The organism is Halobaculum sp. EA56 (assembly GCF_051195075.1).
Lineage (GTDB): Archaea > Halobacteriota > Halobacteria > Halobacteriales > Haloferacaceae > Halobaculum.
The window spans coordinates 365,414-382,549 of the sequence record NZ_JBNTJX010000002.1; the positions used below are offsets into that span (position 1 = coordinate 365,414).

Genomic DNA, 17,136 nt, shown 5'->3' on the forward strand with positions numbered 1-17,136 from the left:
CGGCCCGGATCTACTCCGGGACGCCGGTATCCTCGCCCGTCTCGACGGCCATCCCCTCGGTGATCTCGAACGCCTCGTCGCCGTCGAAGCGGCCCGGATCGAACTGCTCGACTCCCTCGTCCTCCCCGAGTACCTGCTCCGCGATGACCTCGCCGGTCGCCGGCGCGCGCATGAAGCCGTGGCCCTGCCACCCGGCGGCGACGTAGACGCCGTCGGCGACCTCGCCGAGCAGTGGGTCGCCGTCCGGCGTCGCCGTGCAGAGCCCGGCCCACGCCCGCTCGACGGCGGGGTCGTGGCCCGCCCGCTCGCGGAGGGTCTCCGATACCTCCGCTATGAACCACTCGTCCGCCCCGCGCTCCCACTCGTCCGGGTCGGCCTCCTCCGGGACCGTCCCGTCGCCCGCGAGCAGGCCTCCCGGGTTGGGGCGCGCGTAGACGCCGGCGGAGGCGTCGTACCACATCGGGCCGTCGTAGTCGCGCCCCGAAACGAGCGCCTGCACGCGGTAGGGCTTCAGCGGCACCCGGATCCCCGCGTCGGCGAGCACCCGCTTCGTGTGCGCGCCGGCGGCGACGACGACCGCGTCGAACCGACGCGTGACCGGGGCCTCGCTCGCGACGGCGACGCCCGGCGGCGTCGTCGACACCGACACCTCGCTGTCGGTCCGGATTTCGGCGCCGGCGGCCGCGGCGCGCTCGGCCATCGCGGCCACGTAGGTCCCGGGGTCGGTCCAGCCCGCGTTGCCGGCGACGGCCGCGACGGCCACGTCCCCCGCGTCGATGCCCGGGAAGCGGTCGGCGAGGGCCTCGCCGGAGAGGGTCTCCACCTCGCGCCCGTGGGCGCGCATGCGTCCGGCGGCGCCCTCGACGGCGTCGATCAGGTCGTCGTCGCCCTCGCGGGCGAGCATCACGTACGGGCACTCCCGGAACGCGAAGCCGTTCGTGCCCGAGAGGTCGCGGAACCGCTCCAGCGCGCGGGCGCCGACCCGGGCGTCCACGTCCTCGGCGTAGGCGTCGTACAGCACGCCGGCGGCCCGGCCCGACGCGCCCGACCCGAGGTCGCCCCTCTCGAACAGCGTCACGTCCGCGCCGGCGGCCGCGAGGTCGCGGGCGGCCGTCACGCCGACGGCGCCGCCGCCGACGACCGCGACGCGCCGCCCCGTTCCGGAGCCGGATCGGGGTCCGCTCCCGGCCATCAGCGGTGGGGCTCCGGCGTGAGCGCGTCGAACGGCCGCTCCGCGAGCCAGCCGACCAGCGCGTCGAGTTCGTCGGTCGCCTGCTCGAACAGCCGGCGGCCTTTCTCGGCCGTCCCCTCGGTGGGGGCGCCGACCGCGCCGGACTCGGAGAAGTCGGCGGTGTCGAAGCCGATCTTGGCCCCGTGAACCGACTTCCCCCACGAGTCGGCGGCGCCGTCCTCCGCCTCCGTGAGCAACGCCTCCCGGACCAGGTCGCCGGCGAGGTGCTGCACCATGCTCGTCTCCATCGCGTCCGCGTGACCGATCCCGGACTGGTCGAACAACTCCTCGTCGAGGCCGTCGAGGCTCGACCACCAGTTCCACGGCGCGGCGTAGGCGGTGTGATCGCCCCGAAGTCGCCGAGCGGCGCGCCGGAGCGCGTCCGTGTTGCCGCCGTGGCCGTTGCAGATCACCAGCTTGCGGACGCCGTGGCTGGCGACCGAGGCGCAGATCTCGCCCACGTAGTCCTCGAACGTCTCGGGGTCGGCCCACAGCGTGCCGTCGAACTGGCGGTGGTGCGCCGAGACGCCGACCGGCACCGTCGGGAGGACGACCGCGTCGTCGCGGTCGATCCCCCGGGCGACGGCCTCGGCCGCGAGGAAGTCGGTTCCCAGCGGGAGCGCCGGCCCGTGCTGCTCGACGGAGCCCGTCGGCAGGACCGCCACCTCGACGCCGTCCTCGAACGCCTCGCCCGCGCTCGTCGTCGTCTCCTCGTGGAGCAGTCGCATACCGGGCGGTTCGCTCGCGGCGACGTATGCGTTCGGGTGGCGGCGGGGGACGGGTCGGCGGCCCGGGGGCGTGTCGACCGCGTTACCGCAGCGTGTCGACGCCGGCCGCGGGGTAGCCGACGACCGTGTCGACGCCGGCGGCCCGGAGGTCGGCCACGCGCTCGCCGACCGTCCCTGGGTCGCCCACGAGCGCGAAGTCGCGGACGGCCTTCGAGAGCACCTCGCGGGCGCGGCCGGTCGCGGCGGCGTCCGTCGCGGCGCCCTCGGGGAGCGCCTCGCGGACGGGGCGGCGGCGGGCGGCGTAGGCGCCGACCGCGTCGAGGATCGCGTCCTCGTCGTCGCTGGGGACGACCGGGGCGTACACCGCCACGTCGCCGTCGAAGCCGGCGGCCCGGAGGGCGCGCACGTCGCGCTCGGTGGTCCGCGAGAGCAGTTCGTACTGGACGCCGCCGGCCGCGAGCGCGACCCGCTCGACGCCCTCGGTGCCGACCCACGGCACCCCGCCGGCCGCGCGGACGGCGGCCGCCGCGTCGCCGATGCGGGGGGCGACCGCGCGCCGGCGCTCCTCGTCGGTGAGGTAGGCGCCGTGACCCGCGACGAGCACCCGGTCGGCGGCGTCGGGGAGGGTCGCGACCAGCGAGTCGTCGCCGCGGGGGTCGAAGCCGTCGGCGCGCACGGGCGTCGTCACCCGGAGGTCGCGCGCGGCGGCGAGGGCGGCGAGGGTGTCGGCCTCCGGGAGCGCCTCGCGGCCCTCGTAGTCGAGACACACGAGGTCGACCGGGAGGTCCGCGGCGACGGAGACGTCGCACTCGGTCGGCTTGAGCGCGACCCCGTCGAGTCCTGTTCGGGCGGCGACGCTGTCGGCGGCTTCGGGTGCGGTGAGTGTCATCGGTGTGCGTGGGGGTGTCGGTCGGGGTCGGCTCGGCGTGCGCTCGCGGGCCGGGTCGCGGTCGACCGGGCGAGCGCGGCGGACGATGCGGCGCGGACAGAACGCGTCGCTCCCGGCCGGAGCGACGCCTCGTCGGGAGAACTAGGACCGTCGCGGAACGCGATCCATCGCCTGTGCGGCCATACACGTCCGATCGCGTTGTCGGGAATAAGCGTGGCGCCCGCGTCAGTATCGACCCCGGCGGCGGGCGACCTGCGGCCTCCCGACGGCCCGGGGCTTCTTGGGGCAGGCCCCGCAAGCGCGGGATATGTCAGACGCCGGCGGGGCCGACCGCGCGCCGATCGTCACGAGCGGCGAGCAGTCGATCACGGATCGGTTCGGGAGCGCCGACGGCTGGGTGAAGGCGTCCGTCGCGCTCGCGAGCGCCCTCGTGCTGTTTTTCCTCGCGCTCGTCGTTCTCAGCTACGTCTGATCCCGGGCGACGACGGCTACTTGCGTCCCCGCCGCCTACGCGGGGCGTGGACATCAGCAACCTCGTCGTGGACACCGACGACGGCGGCCGGAGCGTCGTCCAGTCGAGCCGCGTCGTCTCCATCCTCGTGCTGGCCGCCGTCCTCGTGTTGTTCTTCCTGACGCTCGTCGTCCTCAGCTACGTATAGGCCGGGCGTCACACCGGGAGGTCGGCGTCGGGGTCGACCACGCGGTCGACCTCCGGCGGCATCTCCCAGTCGGTGAGCAGCTCCAGCAACTGCACCAGCATCCGGCCGGTCGCGCCCCAGACCGTGTAGCCGTCGACGTGGAAGAAGTGGAGGCGGATGTCGCCGTAGTGGGGATGGTCGCGCCGCTCCGACTCGTAGTTCTCGCGGGCGGTGAGCGCCGAGACCGGGAGGACCGCGATCTCGGCGACCTCGTCGTCGCTGGGGACGTACTCGCGGTCGGGCGCGGTGGCGACGAACGGCGTGACGGCGTACTCCGAGACGGTCCGGATGTCGTCGAGCCGGCCCACGATCTCCGCCTCCTCGGGCAGGAGGCCGATCTCCTCGTTCGCCTCGCGGAGGGCGGTCGCGGTCAGGTCCTCGTCGTGCGCCTCGACGCCCCCGCCCGGAAAGCTCATCTGCCCGGGGTGGCTGCCGAGATGCTCGGCGCGCTTCGTGAACAGCACGTGGGGCGCGCCGCCGCGGTCGATGACCGGCGCGAGCACCGCCGCGCGCCGCTCGGCGTCGGTCACCCGGACCGGGGTGTGCCGGCGGACGCGCTCGAAGTCCATATCCCCCATGTTCGCCCGGTCGGCTTGAACCGTACGGTCGTGTCAGTCCGCGCGGGGTGTCGCCCCGACCCGGGCGAACTCACTCGTCCCCGCCGTCGATGGCGCCGTTCGCGGCGGCCTCGGCGTCGGCGTCGGCGGCCTCCGCGACGGCGTCCGGCGAGAGCGTCGTCTCCTCCCACGAGGGGAGGCGCGTGTCCGGACCGGGCGGGGCGATGGCGTCCGCGTACGTTCGCACCTGCTCGCGCTCGCCGGGCCGGTCGTACGAGAGGCCGTTGAACGCGGCGTCGGCGGCGTACCGGGAGACGTACGACTCGGCGGCCGCGCGGTAGGCGTCCGGGAGCGCGTCGTAGTCGACGGCGACGCCGTGCTCCTCGGCCGCACGCAGCAACGCCGCGCCCACGGACTCGCTCATGTCCGAGAGGCCGGTCGGCCCCGAGACGGCGCGGTGATCGTGTTCGTAGCTCCCGAGATCGACCTGCGCGGCGCCGTCGACGCCCACCTCGTCGTAGGCGGCCGCGAGCGTGCCGACCTCCAGCCCCCAGGTGCGCTGGACCGACAGCGACGCCGCCACGTCGCTCGTCGCGGCGAACTCCCCCGCGAGCGCGTAGCGGAACGCCCCCATGTACGCCAGGAACTCCGAGCCGGGGTTCGCGTCCCGGAGGGCCTGCACCAGCGGCGTGTAGAACAGCCGGAACAGCCGGCCGTACAGCTTGTCGTTCTCGACGCGGGCGTAGTACCCCTTCGAGAAGTCGAAGCCGTTCGCCAGCGGGAACAGCAGCCGGCGGACGTACGCCCGCGAGTACGACTTCGTGTCCGCGTCGTGGAGGACGACGAACTCCTCCGCCAGCGCCCGGCCGAGCGCGAGCCAGACGTCCCGACCCTTCCCGCGCTCGCCGTCGAGGCCGGCGTCCGCCAGCAGGTCGGCGACGCGGGGCCCGTCACACCACAGCGTCTCCAGCGGGAGGTCGAAGCCGTCGAGCCACTCGCGGAAGGCGCCCACCCGCTCGGCGGGCGCGCGCAGCGGCACGACCACCCGCGCCGGGTCGACCGCCTCCAGCTCCGAGAGGACGCGCTCGGCCGCGAGACCCGCGTACTCCCGCTCGGTCATCGGGACGACGACCGCCGCGCGGTCGGTCGGCGCGTCGGGGGCGCCCTCGCCGAACGCGTGGAGGGTGGCGACCCGCTCTTGCACGTACTCCATTCGTCTCCCGGGAGGGCCGGACGGCGAATAAACCCGGGGAAAGGGGTACGACCGTCGGCGATCGCCCGCCGACCGGCGGACGCGGATCCGACGCGTCACGGACGACCGGCCGACCGTGTCGAAGAGAAATTTTCTTCGATACTGGATATCGAGGAGATACTTAGTAATATTAATCACGTGTGAACCACTACCTCGTGTCGATGAGCCGGAACCGAGCCGATTATCTCTGGATAGCGGCCTTCGCGGTGCTCGTCGCCTTCGCGATCCCGTGGTTCCTGTGGGGCGACGCGACTGTCGCCGCGGGGCTCCCCCTGTGGCTGTGGTGGCACGTCGGGTGGATGGCGCTGGCGAGCGTCGCGTTCTACGCCTTCTCGCGCGGCGCGTGGGACCGCGGCGTCGACGCGGGGGTGATCCGCCGTGGCTGACCTCGGCGTCTCGCTGGGCGTCGTCGTCGGCTACCTCCTGGTCGCGCTGGCGGTCGGGCTGGTCGCGTACCGCCTCACCGACAACACCGCCGAGGACTACTACCTCGCGTCGCGGTCGGTGGGGACGGTGGTGCTGCTGTTCACGACGTTCGCGACGCTGCTGTCGGCGTTCACCTTCTTCGGGGGGCCGAACCTCGCGTTCGCGGCCGGGCCCGAGTGGATCCTCGTGATGGGCCTGATGGACGGCATCCTGTTCGCGCTGCTGTGGTACGCGATCGGCTACAAGCAGTGGCTCGTCGGGAAGGCCCACGGCTACGTGACGCTCGGGGAGATGCTCGGCGACCGCTTCGACTCGACGGGGCTGCGGGCGCTCGTCGCCGGCGTGAGCCTCCTGTGGCTGTTCCCCTACGTGATGCTCCAGCAGATCGGCGCCGGCCAGGCGCTCGTGGGGCTGACCGACGGCGCGGTCCCCTACTGGGCCGGCGCGGCGCTGATCACGGTGTTCATGGTCGCGTACGTCGGCCTCTCGGGGCTGCGCGGCGTCGCCTGGACGGACACGCTCCAGGGCGTGTTCATGCTGGGCGTCGTCTGGCTCGCGGTCGCGTGGATCGCGACCACCGCCGGCGGCGTCTCGGCCCTGACGGCCGGGATGGCGCAGGCGAACCCCGAGTTCGCGTCGCTGGGCGGCGGGCTCTACTCGCCCCAGTGGATGATCGGGACGGCAGTCGTCATCGCCTTCGGCGTCGCCGCCTTCCCGCAGGTGAACCAGCGGTTCTTCATGGCCGACCGCGTCGAGACGCTCAAGCGCTCGTTCGCGCTGTGGCCCGTGCTCGTGTTGCTGCTGTTCGTGCCGGCGTTCCTGCTGGGCTCGTGGGCGGTCGGGCTCGGGATCGAGGTGCCCGACGGGAGCAACGTCCTCCCGGTCCTGCTGACCGAGTACACCCCCGCGTGGTTCGCGGCGCTGGTCATCGCGGGGGCGCTGGCGGCGATGATGTCCTCCTCGGACTCGATGCTGCTGTCGGGGTCGTCGTACTTCACGCGGGACCTGTACCGCCCGCTCGTCGCGCCCGACGCGAGCGACGAGCGCGAGGGGTGGGTCGGCCGGATCGGGGTCGCCGTCTTCGCCGCCTCGACGTTCCTCGCGTCGCTGCTCGTCGGCGGCGGGGGCGGCCTGGACGTGCTGGTCACGCTCGGCGACACCGCCTTCGGCGGCTACGCCCAGTTGACCCTCCCGCTGTTGCTGGCGCTGTACTGGGCCGGGACGACCCGGACGGGGATGGTCGCGGGCATCGTGAGCGCCGAGGCCGTCTACCTCGCGCACGTCTTCCTCGTCGACCTGCTGCCGTTCCTCTCGTCGACCTACCTGACGTGGGACTTCGCGCTGTGGTGCATGCTCCTGTCGCTGGCGGTGACCGTCGGCGTGTCCGCGGTGACGGCGTCGGCGCCGGCGGAGAACGCGGAGAAGTTCGGGGTCGGCGCCGACTGAGGGCGGCGGGTCCGGGGGGCTCCGCCACGCGCCCAACGCTTATTCCGGCCGTCGACGACGGCGGGACATGGACGGCCACGCGATCCCGCACTGGTACGACCCCGAGGGCGCGGGCGGCCCGCTCACGCTCGTCGACGGCGAGGACTCGACGGTGTACGACGACGAGGGGAACGCCTATCTCGACTTCATGGCGCAGTTGTACTGCGTCAACGCCGGGCACTCGAACGGGGCGATCGTCGAGGCGATGACCGAGCAGGCGTCGCGGATCCCGTACGTCTCGTCGGCGAAGGGGAACGACGCGCGCGACCGGCTCGCGTCGATGCTCGTCGAGCGCGCGCCGGCGAGCCTGACCGACGTCCACTTCTCGGTGTCGGGCAGCGAGGCGAACGAGATCGCCGTGCAGGTCGCTCGCGCGTATCAGGACGCCCCGAAGGTCCTCACGCGGTGGCGCTCGTACCACGGCTCGACGTACGGCGCCGCGGCGCTCACCGGCGACCCCGAGACCCGCGCCGAGGTCGAGCGCTACGGCGCCGCCTCCGGCGTGTCGAAGTTCCTCCCGCCGCTGGAGTTCGGCGGGCCGTTCCCGGCGGAGACGCCCGAGGAGCTGGCCGAGCAGGCCGCCGACCACCTCGAGTGGGTGATCAGGAACGAGGGGCCGGACTCGGTCGCGGCGCTGATCACCGAGCCGGTCGCCGGGACCAGCGGCGCGTACCCCGCGCCGCCTGGCTACTTCGAGCGCGTCCGCGAGATCTGCGACGAGTACGACGTCCTCCTCGTCAGCGACGAGGTGATCGCGGGCTTCGGCCGGTGCGGCGACTGGTTCGGGATCCAGACGGAGGGCGTCGAGCCCGACGTGATCACGTTCGCCAAGGGCGTCACGTCGGCGTACGCCCCCCTCGCCGGCGCGCTCGTGAGCGAGGAGATCTCGGAGTACCTCGGCGAGGAGGGCACGCCGCTGGGACAGACGTTCGCGGGTCACCCGGTCGCGTGCGCCGCCGGCGTCGCGGCGGTCGAGGCGTACGAGGGCGGGCTGTTCGACAACGCGCGCGACCTCGCGCCGACGCTGGAGGAGCGCCTCCGCGCGGTGGAGACGGAGTTCGACGTCGTCGGCGACGTCCACGGCCGCGGGCTGCTGTGGGGCGTCGAGTTCGCCGACCCGGAGACGGGCGAGCACCTCTTCGACCCCCGCGTCGACGAGGGGGACAACCCCGTCGCCGCGGTTCGCGAGGAGGCGCGCGAGCGCGGCGTCCTGTTCGGCTCGGCGCGCCCGGACGTCCAGCTCGTTCTCTCGCCGCCGCTTTGCGTCACCGAGGCGGAGGTCGACGAGGCGGTCGGGACGCTGCGCGAGAGCATCGGGGCGGTGTTCTGAGCGCAGTCGGGTCCTCCGATCCGGCCGCGATTCCCGTATCGGCACTCGGGACGGCCCCGCCACGGCACGCTTTTCCCGTCACCCGAACACCACCCGAACATGCAGACACACGTCGTCCCGGTCGGCTTCGACTACGACCGGCTCATCGCGCCGCTCGTCCGCGACCAGTTCGACGTGGACCGCGTCGTGCTGCTGGAGGGTGCGGTGGGGAGCGAGGCCAACGTGGAGTACTCACGGAACCTCTCGCAGAAACTGGAGACGGACTTCCGGAACCTGCTCGGCGCCGAGACCGAACGCGTCCCCGTCGCCGACGTGTACGACTACGACGCCGCCTTCGAGCAGGCGTACGACCTCATCAACGGGGAGCTCGACGCCGGCCGGGAGGTGTGGGTGAACGTCTCCTCGATGCCCCGCCCCGTCTCGTTCGCGTTCGCCACGGCCGCCCACTCGGTCACGCTGGAGCGGCAGGCCGACCGCGACCGCATCCACACCTACTACACCGCCCCCGAGAAGTACCTCGAAACCGAGCTCGCCGAGGAGCTTCGCGCGGACCGCGACCTCCTCCGGGACCTCCTCGCTGCCGTCGAGGAGGGCGACGCCGAGGGGGGATCCGAAGCCGCCGTCGCCGACGGGGCGGACGCGTCGGACGCCGTCGAGGTCGACCGCGTCCGCGAGCGGCTCTCGACCGCGACGGACCTGCTCGCGGAGTTCGACGAGCGCGGAACGACCATCGGCGCGAAGGAGGTGAACGGCAGCCACATCATCGAGCTCCCGGTCGCCTCCTTCTCGAACGTGAAGCCGTTTGAGGAGGTGATCCTGTTCAAGCTCGGCGAGCACGGCGAGTTCGAGTCGGTGAGCGAGCTGGCGAAGGCGCTGGCGGCGGAGCTGAACGAGGAGTACACCGACTCGTTCCGCTCGAAGGTCATCTACAACGTCGACCGCCTCGGCCCGGGCGGGAAGGGATACGTCGAGCAGGAGTCCCACGGGAAGTCCTACCGGACGCGCCTCTCGCGGATCGGGGAGCTGTGGGTGCGCGCCCACACCGCCGACGACGCCTCCGACTACGACTGGTAGGCGTGAGCCGGGCCGGGCGGGGACGGAGCCGCCCTCCGCCGGCTCAGAACTCGAACCCGCGCGGCGCCGCCGACGGCGCGAGGGGGGTCGCCGGCAGCCGGTCCGGGACCGCGGGGTCGTTGAACGCGCCCGGCGCCACGTCGTTCGGCGCGTCGGGGTAGAACGCCGACGCGAGCGCGTGGAGCTGGTCGCGCCCGACGCCGAGTTCGAACTGGCCGCCGCCGTACAGGGTCACGTCGCGCTCGCGCGCCCACTCGATCGTTTCCGACAGCGCCTCCAGCGTCCCGAACCGCGAGGGCTTGACGTTGAGCCACGCGGGCTCCCACGGGAGCGCCTCCACGCTCTCGACGCCGTCGATCGGGTAATCCCACGAGACGCGGTGCTCCTCCCCCTCGAAGACGTGGCGTGTCTCGTCGGTGATCGCGGGGTCCTCGATCACCGCGTCCGGGAACGACGACAGCACCCAGTCGTAGAACTCGGCGTCCGGCTCCTGGTCCACCTCGGTCCCCTCGTACAGCCCCTTCAGGTCGAGCACGCGGACCCGCTCTGTCGGGAGCGCCCCGACCACCTCGTCGGTCCAGTCGTCGGTGGGGTCGAGCTTGAACCCGATCCCGGGGACGCGCTCGGCTATCTCCGTCACCCGGTCCGCGGACGGCGGGTCCCCCAGCCGCGTCGACGCCGCGAAGGAGACGGGCTCGCGCTCGCGGTCCAGCAGTCCCAGGAGGTCGGTGTCCGCCTGCCGGAGCGCGAGGTCCGTCGCGGCCGACTCGACGGCCCAGCGCCGGTAGGCGTGGCCGGTCTTCCGCTCCGGTTCCCCGGCCGGGAACAGGTCCACGTCGTCGAGGCGTTCGGAGAACTCGCGGAACGTCCACTCCCCGACCAGCGCCGCCTCGAACCCGAGGCCGTCGGCCGGGGTCCGCGGGTCGCGCTCGGGGTCCGCGAACAGCGCGTCGTGGTCGGGGGCGTCGTAGGTAACGTCCTCGCCGCGGCCGAGTTCGCCGTCGCCGCGGAGCCGGAACGTGGTGCTCACGCGCTCGAACCCCGAGGAGGTGTCGCGGGCGCGGCGCCTGAGGCCGACCGACTCGACCGTCAGCGGGAGGTCGGCGATCGCACGATAGAGGGTGGGAGTGCTCACGGGGGATCCGTCGCCTCGGCGGGAGATAATTACTCGCCCGTGTCGTCCGTGCCGACCGAGTCCCCCGTCCCGACCGGGCCGGCCGATCCACCCGCTTCGACCGCCCCGACCGAGTCGGCCGTGTCGCCCGCCCCGACCGCGCCGGCCTCGAGCAGTTTCACCCGCGTCGCCAGCGCGAGGAACGTCGCCGAGAGCGTGAGGACGACCGCGCCGGCGGCGGCGATCTCGTGGATCGGCGACAGGTGGGTGAACCCCTCCCCGGGCGCGATCACCTGCTGGCCGGGCAGCAGGGTGTGCGTCGGCGTCCCCGCGGGCGCGAGGAGGTAGTCGACCACGTCGTTGAGGCCGTACCACGCGGCCGCGACGGCGACCGCCCGGACGGGGAACTCGGAGATCCGGTACAGCAGGAACCCCTCGACGGTCATCGCGAGGTGCGAGCCGAACAGGAACAGGTACATCGGGAGCGCGGTCGTCGCGAGGAAGCCGTCGGCGAACGCCGCGAGCGCGAACGGCGTCCACAGCCCGAGCTTCCAGCAGCCGAAGAACGCGAGCACGGTCACGTACTCGTTCGGCCGACCCAGCACCCACAGCCCGAGCGCGAGCGCGATGAACAGCGTCGCCACCGGCGAGTCGGGGACGAACGGCCACATGCTCGCGGGCGTCCCCGCGAACTGCCACGTGATCAGCGGGTCAGAGAGCGGCAGCGGGTGGAAGCCGTAGTACCAGAAGCCGAACGCGGTGCCGACGAGGTTGACCGCGACGACGACCGCCGCGAGGCGGAGCCCGAGGTTCTCGACCGCGCGCGGGAGCGGGGCGACGTACCACGGGAGGTCCGGGCGGTCGGGGAGGCCGTCGTCGGACGTGAGGTCGGCGAGGAGGCTCATTCGGGTGTGGCGTGTGGTGGGGTGTGGGCGGCTTAGCCGTGGCGGTGGACGGATGTCGGCGCGTCCGTCTCGCGCCCCGGAACCACGTCCGGTTAAGCCGCGGGCGGTCGAAGCCGGGGCAGGACCGTGGCCGACGAGACGGACAGCCGGAACCCGGTTCCCGCGTCGCTGGCGGAGTTCTACCTCACCACCCCGTTCACGCTCGCGCTGTTGCTCGTCGCCAACGCCCTCGCGTTCCTCGTGGGCGTCCGCTACTACGTGGAGACGATGCCCGCGGTGGCGACGTTCCTGTGGCCGCTGTACGGCGACTCCCCGACCGCGCTCGCGCTCGGGACGCTCGTGCTGGCCGCGCTGATCCCGTTCGCGGGACGCCGGCTCTCGGCGGTCCCCCGGACGACCGCCCTCTCGTTCCTGACGACGCTCGCGGTCGTCTGGCTCGTGAAGACCGGGCTGTGGACGTTCCTCGCGCTGAACGTCCCGCTCGTCCGGCCGGACCTCCCCAACGACCTGTACGTCGGCTTCGACGCCGACTCGCTGTGGGCCTACTGGGGCATCCTCGCCACCCACGCGGCCTTCCTCGGGGAGGCGCTCCTGCTCGCACACGTCGGGCGCACGTCCCGGCGCACCCTCGCGGCCGTCGCCGCCCTCGCGCTCGCGAACGACCTCTTCGACTACGGCTACCTCCTCGGCCTCCCGCTCGCGAACCACCCGCCCGTGCGCTACGACCCGGGCTGGATGCTCGCGCTCGGAAGCCTCACGGCGACGGTCGTCGCCGTCGCGGTCGCGGCCGTCGTTCTGCCCTCCGGCGACTCCGGGGACCCCCGACGGAACGGGTAAATACGCGGAGAGTTTACCCCACGTGTATGGACTCCGCGGTACTGCTCGATCTCCTGGGAAACGAGAACCGCCGGCGGATCCTCCGGCTGCTCTCGCACAAGCCGTGTTACGTCACGGAGATCAGCGAGTACCTCGGCGTGTCGCCGAAGGCCGTCATCGACCACCTCCGCAAGCTGGAGGAGGCCGGGCTCATCGAGAGCCACACGGACGACCGCCGCCGCAAGTACTTCCACATCGCCCGGGACGTGCGCCTGGAGGTGAACGTCTCCCGGCACGGCTTCGGGACGAAGTCCGCCTACCCCGCGAACCCGAGCCTCGACATCCAGGGCCGATGCCCCCACATGCGGATCGACCTGGAGCTCTCCGCGGCGGACCCCGACGAACGGGAGGGGGTCGACGACCTCGCCGAGGAGTTCGACCGCCTCCAGGAGCTGGAGAACGAGCTCTCGCTGGCCCAGCGGTGGGTCCACGGGCGCGTCACCGACGTGCTCGACCGCCTGAACGACCGCCTCGGCGTCGACGCCGACTCCCGCTTCTACGCGAAGCTGCTCGCGGCCGTCGCGTCGACCGACGGCTCCCACCGCGCGGTGGTCGACGAGGTCGACGCCGACCCCGAGGCGGTCGGCGACGGCCTCCGGCGACTCGCGGAGGCGGACCTGCTCGTCCGCGAGGGCGACCGCTGGCGGATCGCCGAGGGGCAGGAGAGCCCGCAGGTGTAGCGCCGGCGACCGCGCGGTCGCCGCGTCGACCCGCGCCGGACGCCCGGCTCGTTCCCGGGACGGCCGAGACGGTCCCCGCCGGACGGACGGACGGACGGTCCCGCCGGGGTTACTCCAGGTCCGCGGTCAGACCGGCCTTCAGGTCCCGTCCGAAGTACAGCCCCGCGACCGACAGGAGTACCCCGACCGTCACGCCGACCCCGGCGATGGGGACGCCGTAATCGGCGAGGAGGTTCGTCCCGAGGACGACGCTGCCCGTCGTGAGCGTCCCGAGTAGGAACGCGCCCGCGGCCGCGAGCGCGCCGGCGACGGCGGTCTCCAGGTACGCCCGCCGCGAGCGCGTCAGCCCGAGCGCGAACGCGGCGACGAACAGCCCGAGGTAGCGCGCGAGCCCGCCGACGAGGGGGACCGCGGAGCCGGCGACCAGCCCGGCGACGAGGACCGCGAGGGTGAGGAGGAACCCCCTCGCCGAGAACGGCGTGCGGCCGAGCAGCGAGCGCGACCCCGAGTCGTCGGCTGCGGGGACGGCGCTCCCGTCCACCTCGGAGACGGAGGCGTCGCCGTCGCCGTTGCGCTCGGCGAGTTCCCGAAGCTCCTCCAGGCTCTTGGACATGGTCGACAGTCCGCGGCGCGTCGTGATGGGTCTTGCGCCGGCCCGGTCCGACCGCCCCGCGGCGGCGACGCGTCCGGCGTGCTCGGGGTCGGTCGCGGACCCGACAGCGGTCGCTCGCGTCCGGTCGAGGAGTGGCGGGGCCGCCCGCGTCGTGCGGTCGCGACCCGCCGTCGTCGTCGCGGACGGGCAGGTTCAAGTTCGCGCCGGCCGCTACCGTCGGGTATGACCCCGAGCCCCGGAGACCGCGTCCGCGTCGAGCGCGCGGGCGTCACCGACGAGGGCGTGTTGATGCCGTCCAGCGACGCCGACCACCTCGTGCTCAAGCTCGACGGCGGCTACAACGTCGGCGTCGACCGCGAGGAGGCGGCCGTCGAGGTGCTCGAACGCGACGTCCACGCCGTCGGCGACGAGGGGGCGGACGACGACGGGGGCGCCGCCTCGGCCGTCGAGTTCGACGGCGACCTCCCGACGGTCGCGCTCATCTCCACCGGCGGCACCATCGCCTCGACCGTCGACTACCGCACCGGCGCCGTCACCGCCCGCTTCGACGCCGAGGACGTCCTCCGCGCGGTCCCGGACCTGGCGGGCCGGGCGAACTACCGCGGGCGCGTCGTCGCCAACATCCTCTCGGAGAACATGAACCCCGAGATCTGGCGCGACCTCGCCGAGGCCGTCCGCGAGGAGGTCGAGGCCGGCGCCGACGGCGTCGTCGTCATGCACGGCACCGACACGATGCAGTTCTCCGCGTCGGCGCTGTCGTTCATGCTCGACACGCCGGTCCCCGTGGTGTTCACGGGCTCCCAGCGCTCGGCCGACCGTCCGTCCTCGGACAACGTGATGAACGCCGTCTGCGCCGTCGAGGCAGCCAAGTCCGACTGCGCGGAGGTGCTCGTGTGCATGCACGGGACGCCCTCCGACGACTACTGCGCGCTCCACCGCGGCACCCGGGTGCGGAAGAACCACACCTCCCGCCGGGACGCCTTCGAGACCGTCGGCGCCGAGCCCCTCGGGCGCGTCGAGTACGGCGCCGACGGGGACGACGTCTCCGTCGAGTTCCGCGAGGGACGGACGTACGCGCGCCGCGGCGACGCCGACCTCGACATCGCCCCCGACCTCGCGGAGGACGTGGAACTGGTGAAGTTCACGCCCGGGATGGACCCCGCGGCGCTCGACTACCTCGACGGGAAGTCCGGGGTCGTGATCGAGGGGACCGGCCTCGGGCACGTCCACACCGACCTGATCCCGCGGATCGAGGAGCTCGTCGACGGCGGCGCGACGGTCGCGATGACGAGTCAGTGTCTGGAGGGACGGGTCTGTGACCGCGTGTACGACACCGGCCGCGACCTGCTCGACGCGGGCGTCGTCGAGGCGGGCGACACGCTCCCGGGGACGGCGAAGGTGAAACTGATGTGGGCGCTCGCGAACGTCGCCGACCCCGAGGACGCGATGGGGCGGGACCTCGCCGGCGAGCTCACCGAGGAGTCGAAGCCGTGGGTATGAGCGGGAGCGACGTCGTCGACGAGGACCCCGACGAGGGGGTCCCGGTGGCGGGGACGGCCGACCACGAGTTCGCGGTCCGGCAGGCGCGCGAGTCGGACGTGGCGCACGTCGTCCGCTTCACGCGGGACACCTGGGGCGACAAGCACGGCGACTACATGCCGGACGTGTTCGCGGAGTGGGTCGAGACGGACGGCCCCCGCCAGCGCACGTTCGTCGTCGACGTGGACGACGGCGACGACGTGGCCGGCGTCGTGCAGTGCGTGCTGCTGTCGGACACCGAGGCGTGGGCCCAGGGGATGCGCGTCAACCCCGACTACCGGGGCAACAGCCTCTCGTCGCCGCTGTCGCGGGCGGGCTTTCGCTGGGCGCGCGAGCGGGGCGCGGTCGTCTCGCGCAACATGGTGTTCTCGTGGAACGTGGCCGGCCTCGGGCAGTCGCGCGGGGTCGGCTTCGACCCCGCGACGGAGTTCCGCTGGCTCCGGCCCGAGCCGGACGCCGACGCCGACCCGGCGCTCGACGTGACCGCCGACCCGGACGCCGCGTGGGCGTACTGGACGCGGTCCGAGGCCCGCGACCACCTCCGCGGGCTGGCGCTGGACGCCGGGGAGCCGTGGGCCTGCTCGGAGCTGACCCGGGCGGACCTCCGAGCGGCGGCCGACCGCGACGGCCTGTTCGTCGTCGCGGACGGCGGCACCCGCGGGTTCACGTCGCTGGCGTACACGTACGACCGCGAGACCGAGGACGGCGTCGCGGAGACCTGGGGCGTCTACCACGTCGCCGCGTGGGACGACCCCGACGCGCTGTCGGCGCTCACGGACGCGGTCGCCCGCGACGCCGCCGAGCGCGGGATCGACGCGACACGGATCCTGATCCCGGAGGGGGTTCGGTGGGTGTCGGACGCCGCCGCGACGCGGACGCCCGTCTCCGACGAGCCGGACTTCGTGATGGCCGCGGACCTCACCGACGACGCCCTCCTCTGACGCCGGGACGGATCCCCCCTCACGGACGACCCGACCGGACGTCCGCGCCCGACCGTCTCGCGGCCGACCCGATCCCCCCACGTCGGCGGGTCGCCGCCACAGGAGTTATTCTGTCGGCGACGGAAGGACGCCCCATGCCACTCGACAGCGCGCTCGTCGCGGCGACGCACCCGCTCCAGTTCGGCGTGCTCGATCCGGGCCTGTTCGGTCTCCTCAACGTCGTCGTGGCGATCGTCGTCGGGTACTTCACCTACCAGGACGCGAAGACCCGCCGGACGGACTCCCCGAAACTGTGGGCGGGCGCGATGGCGCTGGCGTCGCTGCTGTTGAACCTGCTCGGGTTCCTCCTCGCGTTCGCCGTGTACTACGTCGTCGTGATCCGCGACTGAGGGCGGGCGGGATCGCGGCGACCGTCGGCGCGACCGGAGCGACGGAGTTTTGCCGGTCGCGGGAGTCGCCGGCGGACATGGTCCCCCTCCCGCTGTTCGGTCCGTTCCCCGGCGGCGTCGAACTGCTGATCGTCTTCTTCGTGTTCGTCCTGATCTTCGGGCTCCTGATCCCGGTCGGGATGGCCTACTGGGTGTACCGCGACGCGCAGTCGCGCGGCAGCGACGACGCCACGCTGTGGGCGCTGGCGACGGTTCTCGCGGGGCTGTTCGTTTCGGTGTTCGGCGCCGGGGCCGTGCTGGTCCTCTACCTGCTCGTCGGCCGGGAGTGACGAGGGCGGGCGGAACCGGCTCACCGCCGGGTGACGAGCGCGTACGCGAACGCGACGAGCCGGGCGGTGAGCCGTCCCCC

General features: G+C 73.2%; 20 protein-coding genes. 12 read left to right on the plus strand and 8 right to left on the minus strand.

Features of this window, described 5'->3' with window-relative positions; genetic code table 11:
• Positions 1–10: 10 nt before the first annotated feature.
• The 3 genes from ACQUQ1_RS05030 to ACQUQ1_RS05040 all read right to left on the minus strand — a co-directional run bounded on the left by ACQUQ1_RS05030 (position 11) and on the right by ACQUQ1_RS05040 (position 2,848).
• Positions 11–1,192: an NAD(P)/FAD-dependent oxidoreductase gene (locus ACQUQ1_RS05030; protein ID WP_435063171.1), complete on the minus strand. Its 1,182-nt coding sequence runs from the start codon at positions 1,190–1,192 to the stop codon at positions 11–13.
• Entirely contained in the window at positions 1,192–1,959 is a 768-nt protein-coding gene (locus ACQUQ1_RS05035; RefSeq protein ID WP_435063172.1) for a creatininase family protein, read from the minus strand. The genes ACQUQ1_RS05030 and ACQUQ1_RS05035 overlap by 1 nt, the downstream gene beginning before the upstream one ends.
• Before the next feature lie 82 nt (positions 1,960–2,041).
• On the minus strand, positions 2,042–2,848 hold the full coding sequence (locus tag ACQUQ1_RS05040) for a DUF7388 family protein (protein WP_435063173.1): 807 nt from the start codon (positions 2,846–2,848) through the stop codon (positions 2,042–2,044).
• A gap of 307 nt (positions 2,849–3,155) precedes the next feature.
• On the opposite strand from ACQUQ1_RS05040, the gene ACQUQ1_RS05045 reads away from it, so the two are divergent.
• Complete coding sequence (locus ACQUQ1_RS05045; RefSeq protein WP_435063174.1) at positions 3,156–3,320, plus strand: hypothetical protein; 165 nt, start codon at positions 3,156–3,158, stop codon at positions 3,318–3,320.
• 46 nt (positions 3,321–3,366) lie between these two features.
• Positions 3,367–3,507: a hypothetical protein gene (locus ACQUQ1_RS05050; protein WP_435063175.1), complete on the plus strand. Its 141-nt coding sequence runs from the start codon at positions 3,367–3,369 to the stop codon at positions 3,505–3,507.
• A gap of 8 nt (positions 3,508–3,515) precedes the next feature.
• Here ACQUQ1_RS05050 and ACQUQ1_RS05055 read toward each other — a convergent pair whose 3' ends face one another.
• Positions 3,516–4,115, minus strand: coding sequence for an NUDIX hydrolase (locus tag ACQUQ1_RS05055; protein ID WP_435063176.1), 600 nt, complete (start codon positions 4,113–4,115; stop codon positions 3,516–3,518).
• Positions 4,116–4,194: 79 nt separating this feature from the next.
• Complete coding sequence (locus ACQUQ1_RS05060; protein WP_435063177.1) at positions 4,195–5,316, minus strand: glycosyl transferase family 2; 1,122 nt, start codon at positions 5,314–5,316, stop codon at positions 4,195–4,197.
• A gap of 200 nt (positions 5,317–5,516) precedes the next feature.
• Between ACQUQ1_RS05060 and ACQUQ1_RS05065 the strand changes: the two genes are divergently transcribed.
• The 4 genes from ACQUQ1_RS05065 (at position 5,517) to ACQUQ1_RS05080 (ending at position 9,670) form a co-directional block, all read left to right on the plus strand.
• Complete coding sequence (locus ACQUQ1_RS05065) at positions 5,517–5,741, plus strand: DUF3311 domain-containing protein (RefSeq protein WP_435063178.1); 225 nt, start codon at positions 5,517–5,519, stop codon at positions 5,739–5,741.
• Positions 5,734–7,227 (plus strand): sodium:solute symporter family protein, encoded by a 1,494-nt coding sequence (locus ACQUQ1_RS05070; protein ID WP_435063179.1) that lies wholly within the window; start codon positions 5,734–5,736, stop codon positions 7,225–7,227. Before ACQUQ1_RS05065 ends, ACQUQ1_RS05070 begins: the two co-directional genes overlap by 8 nt.
• Before the next feature lie 67 nt (positions 7,228–7,294).
• Positions 7,295–8,596 (plus strand): aspartate aminotransferase family protein, encoded by a 1,302-nt coding sequence (locus tag ACQUQ1_RS05075; protein ID WP_435063180.1) that lies wholly within the window; start codon positions 7,295–7,297, stop codon positions 8,594–8,596.
• Between the two features lie 99 nt (positions 8,597–8,695).
• Positions 8,696–9,670 carry an HFX_2341 family transcriptional regulator gene (locus ACQUQ1_RS05080; protein ID WP_435063181.1) on the plus strand — a complete coding sequence of 325 codons (975 nt, stop codon included), beginning with the start codon at positions 8,696–8,698 and terminating at the stop codon, positions 9,668–9,670.
• Positions 9,671–9,713: 43 nt separating this feature from the next.
• On the opposite strand, the gene ACQUQ1_RS05085 is transcribed toward ACQUQ1_RS05080, so the two are convergent.
• Positions 9,714–10,805, minus strand: a complete 1,092-nt coding sequence (locus tag ACQUQ1_RS05085) for a hypothetical protein (RefSeq protein WP_435063182.1) — start codon at positions 10,803–10,805, stop codon at positions 9,714–9,716.
• Between the two features lie 29 nt (positions 10,806–10,834).
• On the minus strand, positions 10,835–11,689 hold the full coding sequence (locus tag ACQUQ1_RS05090) for a DUF1405 domain-containing protein (protein ID WP_435063183.1): 855 nt from the start codon (positions 11,687–11,689) through the stop codon (positions 10,835–10,837).
• 126 nt (positions 11,690–11,815) lie between these two features.
• On the opposite strand from ACQUQ1_RS05090, the gene ACQUQ1_RS05095 reads away from it, so the two are divergent.
• On the plus strand, positions 11,816–12,526 hold the full coding sequence (locus ACQUQ1_RS05095) for a DUF1405 domain-containing protein (protein ID WP_435063184.1): 711 nt from the start codon (positions 11,816–11,818) through the stop codon (positions 12,524–12,526).
• A 26-nt stretch (positions 12,527–12,552) separates the two neighbouring features.
• Positions 12,553–13,245, plus strand: a complete 693-nt coding sequence (locus ACQUQ1_RS05100; RefSeq protein ID WP_435063185.1) for an ArsR/SmtB family transcription factor — start codon at positions 12,553–12,555, stop codon at positions 13,243–13,245.
• 109 nt (positions 13,246–13,354) lie between these two features.
• Here ACQUQ1_RS05100 and ACQUQ1_RS05105 read toward each other — a convergent pair whose 3' ends face one another.
• Positions 13,355–13,858, minus strand: coding sequence for a hypothetical protein (locus ACQUQ1_RS05105; RefSeq protein WP_435063186.1), 504 nt, complete (start codon positions 13,856–13,858; stop codon positions 13,355–13,357).
• Between the two features lie 222 nt (positions 13,859–14,080).
• Between ACQUQ1_RS05105 and gatD the strand changes: the two genes are divergently transcribed.
• From gatD to ACQUQ1_RS05125, 4 genes are all read left to right on the plus strand, one after another.
• Positions 14,081–15,358, plus strand: a complete 1,278-nt coding sequence (gene gatD, locus ACQUQ1_RS05110; protein WP_435063187.1) for a Glu-tRNA(Gln) amidotransferase subunit GatD — start codon at positions 14,081–14,083, stop codon at positions 15,356–15,358.
• Entirely contained in the window at positions 15,355–16,338 is a 984-nt protein-coding gene (locus tag ACQUQ1_RS05115; protein ID WP_435063188.1) for a GNAT family N-acetyltransferase, read from the plus strand. Before gatD ends, ACQUQ1_RS05115 begins: the two co-directional genes overlap by 4 nt.
• A gap of 134 nt (positions 16,339–16,472) precedes the next feature.
• Positions 16,473–16,727 (plus strand): hypothetical protein, encoded by a 255-nt coding sequence (locus ACQUQ1_RS05120; protein ID WP_435063189.1) that lies wholly within the window; start codon positions 16,473–16,475, stop codon positions 16,725–16,727.
• Positions 16,728–16,804: 77 nt separating this feature from the next.
• The gene (locus ACQUQ1_RS05125; protein ID WP_435063190.1) at positions 16,805–17,056 is read left to right on the plus strand and encodes a hypothetical protein; all 252 of its coding nucleotides are present in this window, start codon (positions 16,805–16,807) and stop codon (positions 17,054–17,056) included.
• Positions 17,057–17,136: the final 80 nt, after the last annotated feature.

What these genes read in the sequence shown, in the direction of transcription:
- gatD (WP_435063187.1), top strand. Translation starts at nt 14,081, where the DNA reads ATGACCCCGAGCCCCGGAGACCGCGTCCGCGTCGAGCGCGCGGGCGTC.
- ACQUQ1_RS05125 (WP_435063190.1), top strand. Translation starts at nt 16,805, where the DNA reads ATGGTCCCCCTCCCGCTGTTCGGTCCGTTCCCCGGCGGCGTCGAACTG.
- ACQUQ1_RS05120 (WP_435063189.1), top strand. Translation starts at nt 16,473, where the DNA reads ATGCCACTCGACAGCGCGCTCGTCGCGGCGACGCACCCGCTCCAGTTC.
- ACQUQ1_RS05040 (WP_435063173.1), bottom strand. Translation starts at nt 2,848, where the DNA reads ATGACACTCACCGCACCCGAAGCCGCCGACAGCGTCGCCGCCCGAACA.
- ACQUQ1_RS05100 (WP_435063185.1), top strand. Translation starts at nt 12,553, where the DNA reads ATGGACTCCGCGGTACTGCTCGATCTCCTGGGAAACGAGAACCGCCGG.
- ACQUQ1_RS05115 (WP_435063188.1), top strand. Translation starts at nt 15,355, where the DNA reads ATGAGCGGGAGCGACGTCGTCGACGAGGACCCCGACGAGGGGGTCCCG.
- ACQUQ1_RS05030 (WP_435063171.1), bottom strand. Translation starts at nt 1,192, where the DNA reads ATGGCCGGGAGCGGACCCCGATCCGGCTCCGGAACGGGGCGGCGCGTC.
- ACQUQ1_RS05080 (WP_435063181.1), top strand. Translation starts at nt 8,696, where the DNA reads ATGCAGACACACGTCGTCCCGGTCGGCTTCGACTACGACCGGCTCATC.
- ACQUQ1_RS05065 (WP_435063178.1), top strand. Translation starts at nt 5,517, where the DNA reads ATGAGCCGGAACCGAGCCGATTATCTCTGGATAGCGGCCTTCGCGGTG.
- ACQUQ1_RS05075 (WP_435063180.1), top strand. Translation starts at nt 7,295, where the DNA reads ATGGACGGCCACGCGATCCCGCACTGGTACGACCCCGAGGGCGCGGGC.
- ACQUQ1_RS05105 (WP_435063186.1), bottom strand. Translation starts at nt 13,858, where the DNA reads ATGTCCAAGAGCCTGGAGGAGCTTCGGGAACTCGCCGAGCGCAACGGC.
- ACQUQ1_RS05090 (WP_435063183.1), bottom strand. Translation starts at nt 11,689, where the DNA reads ATGAGCCTCCTCGCCGACCTCACGTCCGACGACGGCCTCCCCGACCGC.
- ACQUQ1_RS05045 (WP_435063174.1), top strand. Translation starts at nt 3,156, where the DNA reads ATGTCAGACGCCGGCGGGGCCGACCGCGCGCCGATCGTCACGAGCGGC.
- ACQUQ1_RS05055 (WP_435063176.1), bottom strand. Translation starts at nt 4,115, where the DNA reads ATGGACTTCGAGCGCGTCCGCCGGCACACCCCGGTCCGGGTGACCGAC.
- ACQUQ1_RS05035 (WP_435063172.1), bottom strand. Translation starts at nt 1,959, where the DNA reads ATGCGACTGCTCCACGAGGAGACGACGACGAGCGCGGGCGAGGCGTTC.
- ACQUQ1_RS05060 (WP_435063177.1), bottom strand. Translation starts at nt 5,316, where the DNA reads ATGGAGTACGTGCAAGAGCGGGTCGCCACCCTCCACGCGTTCGGCGAG.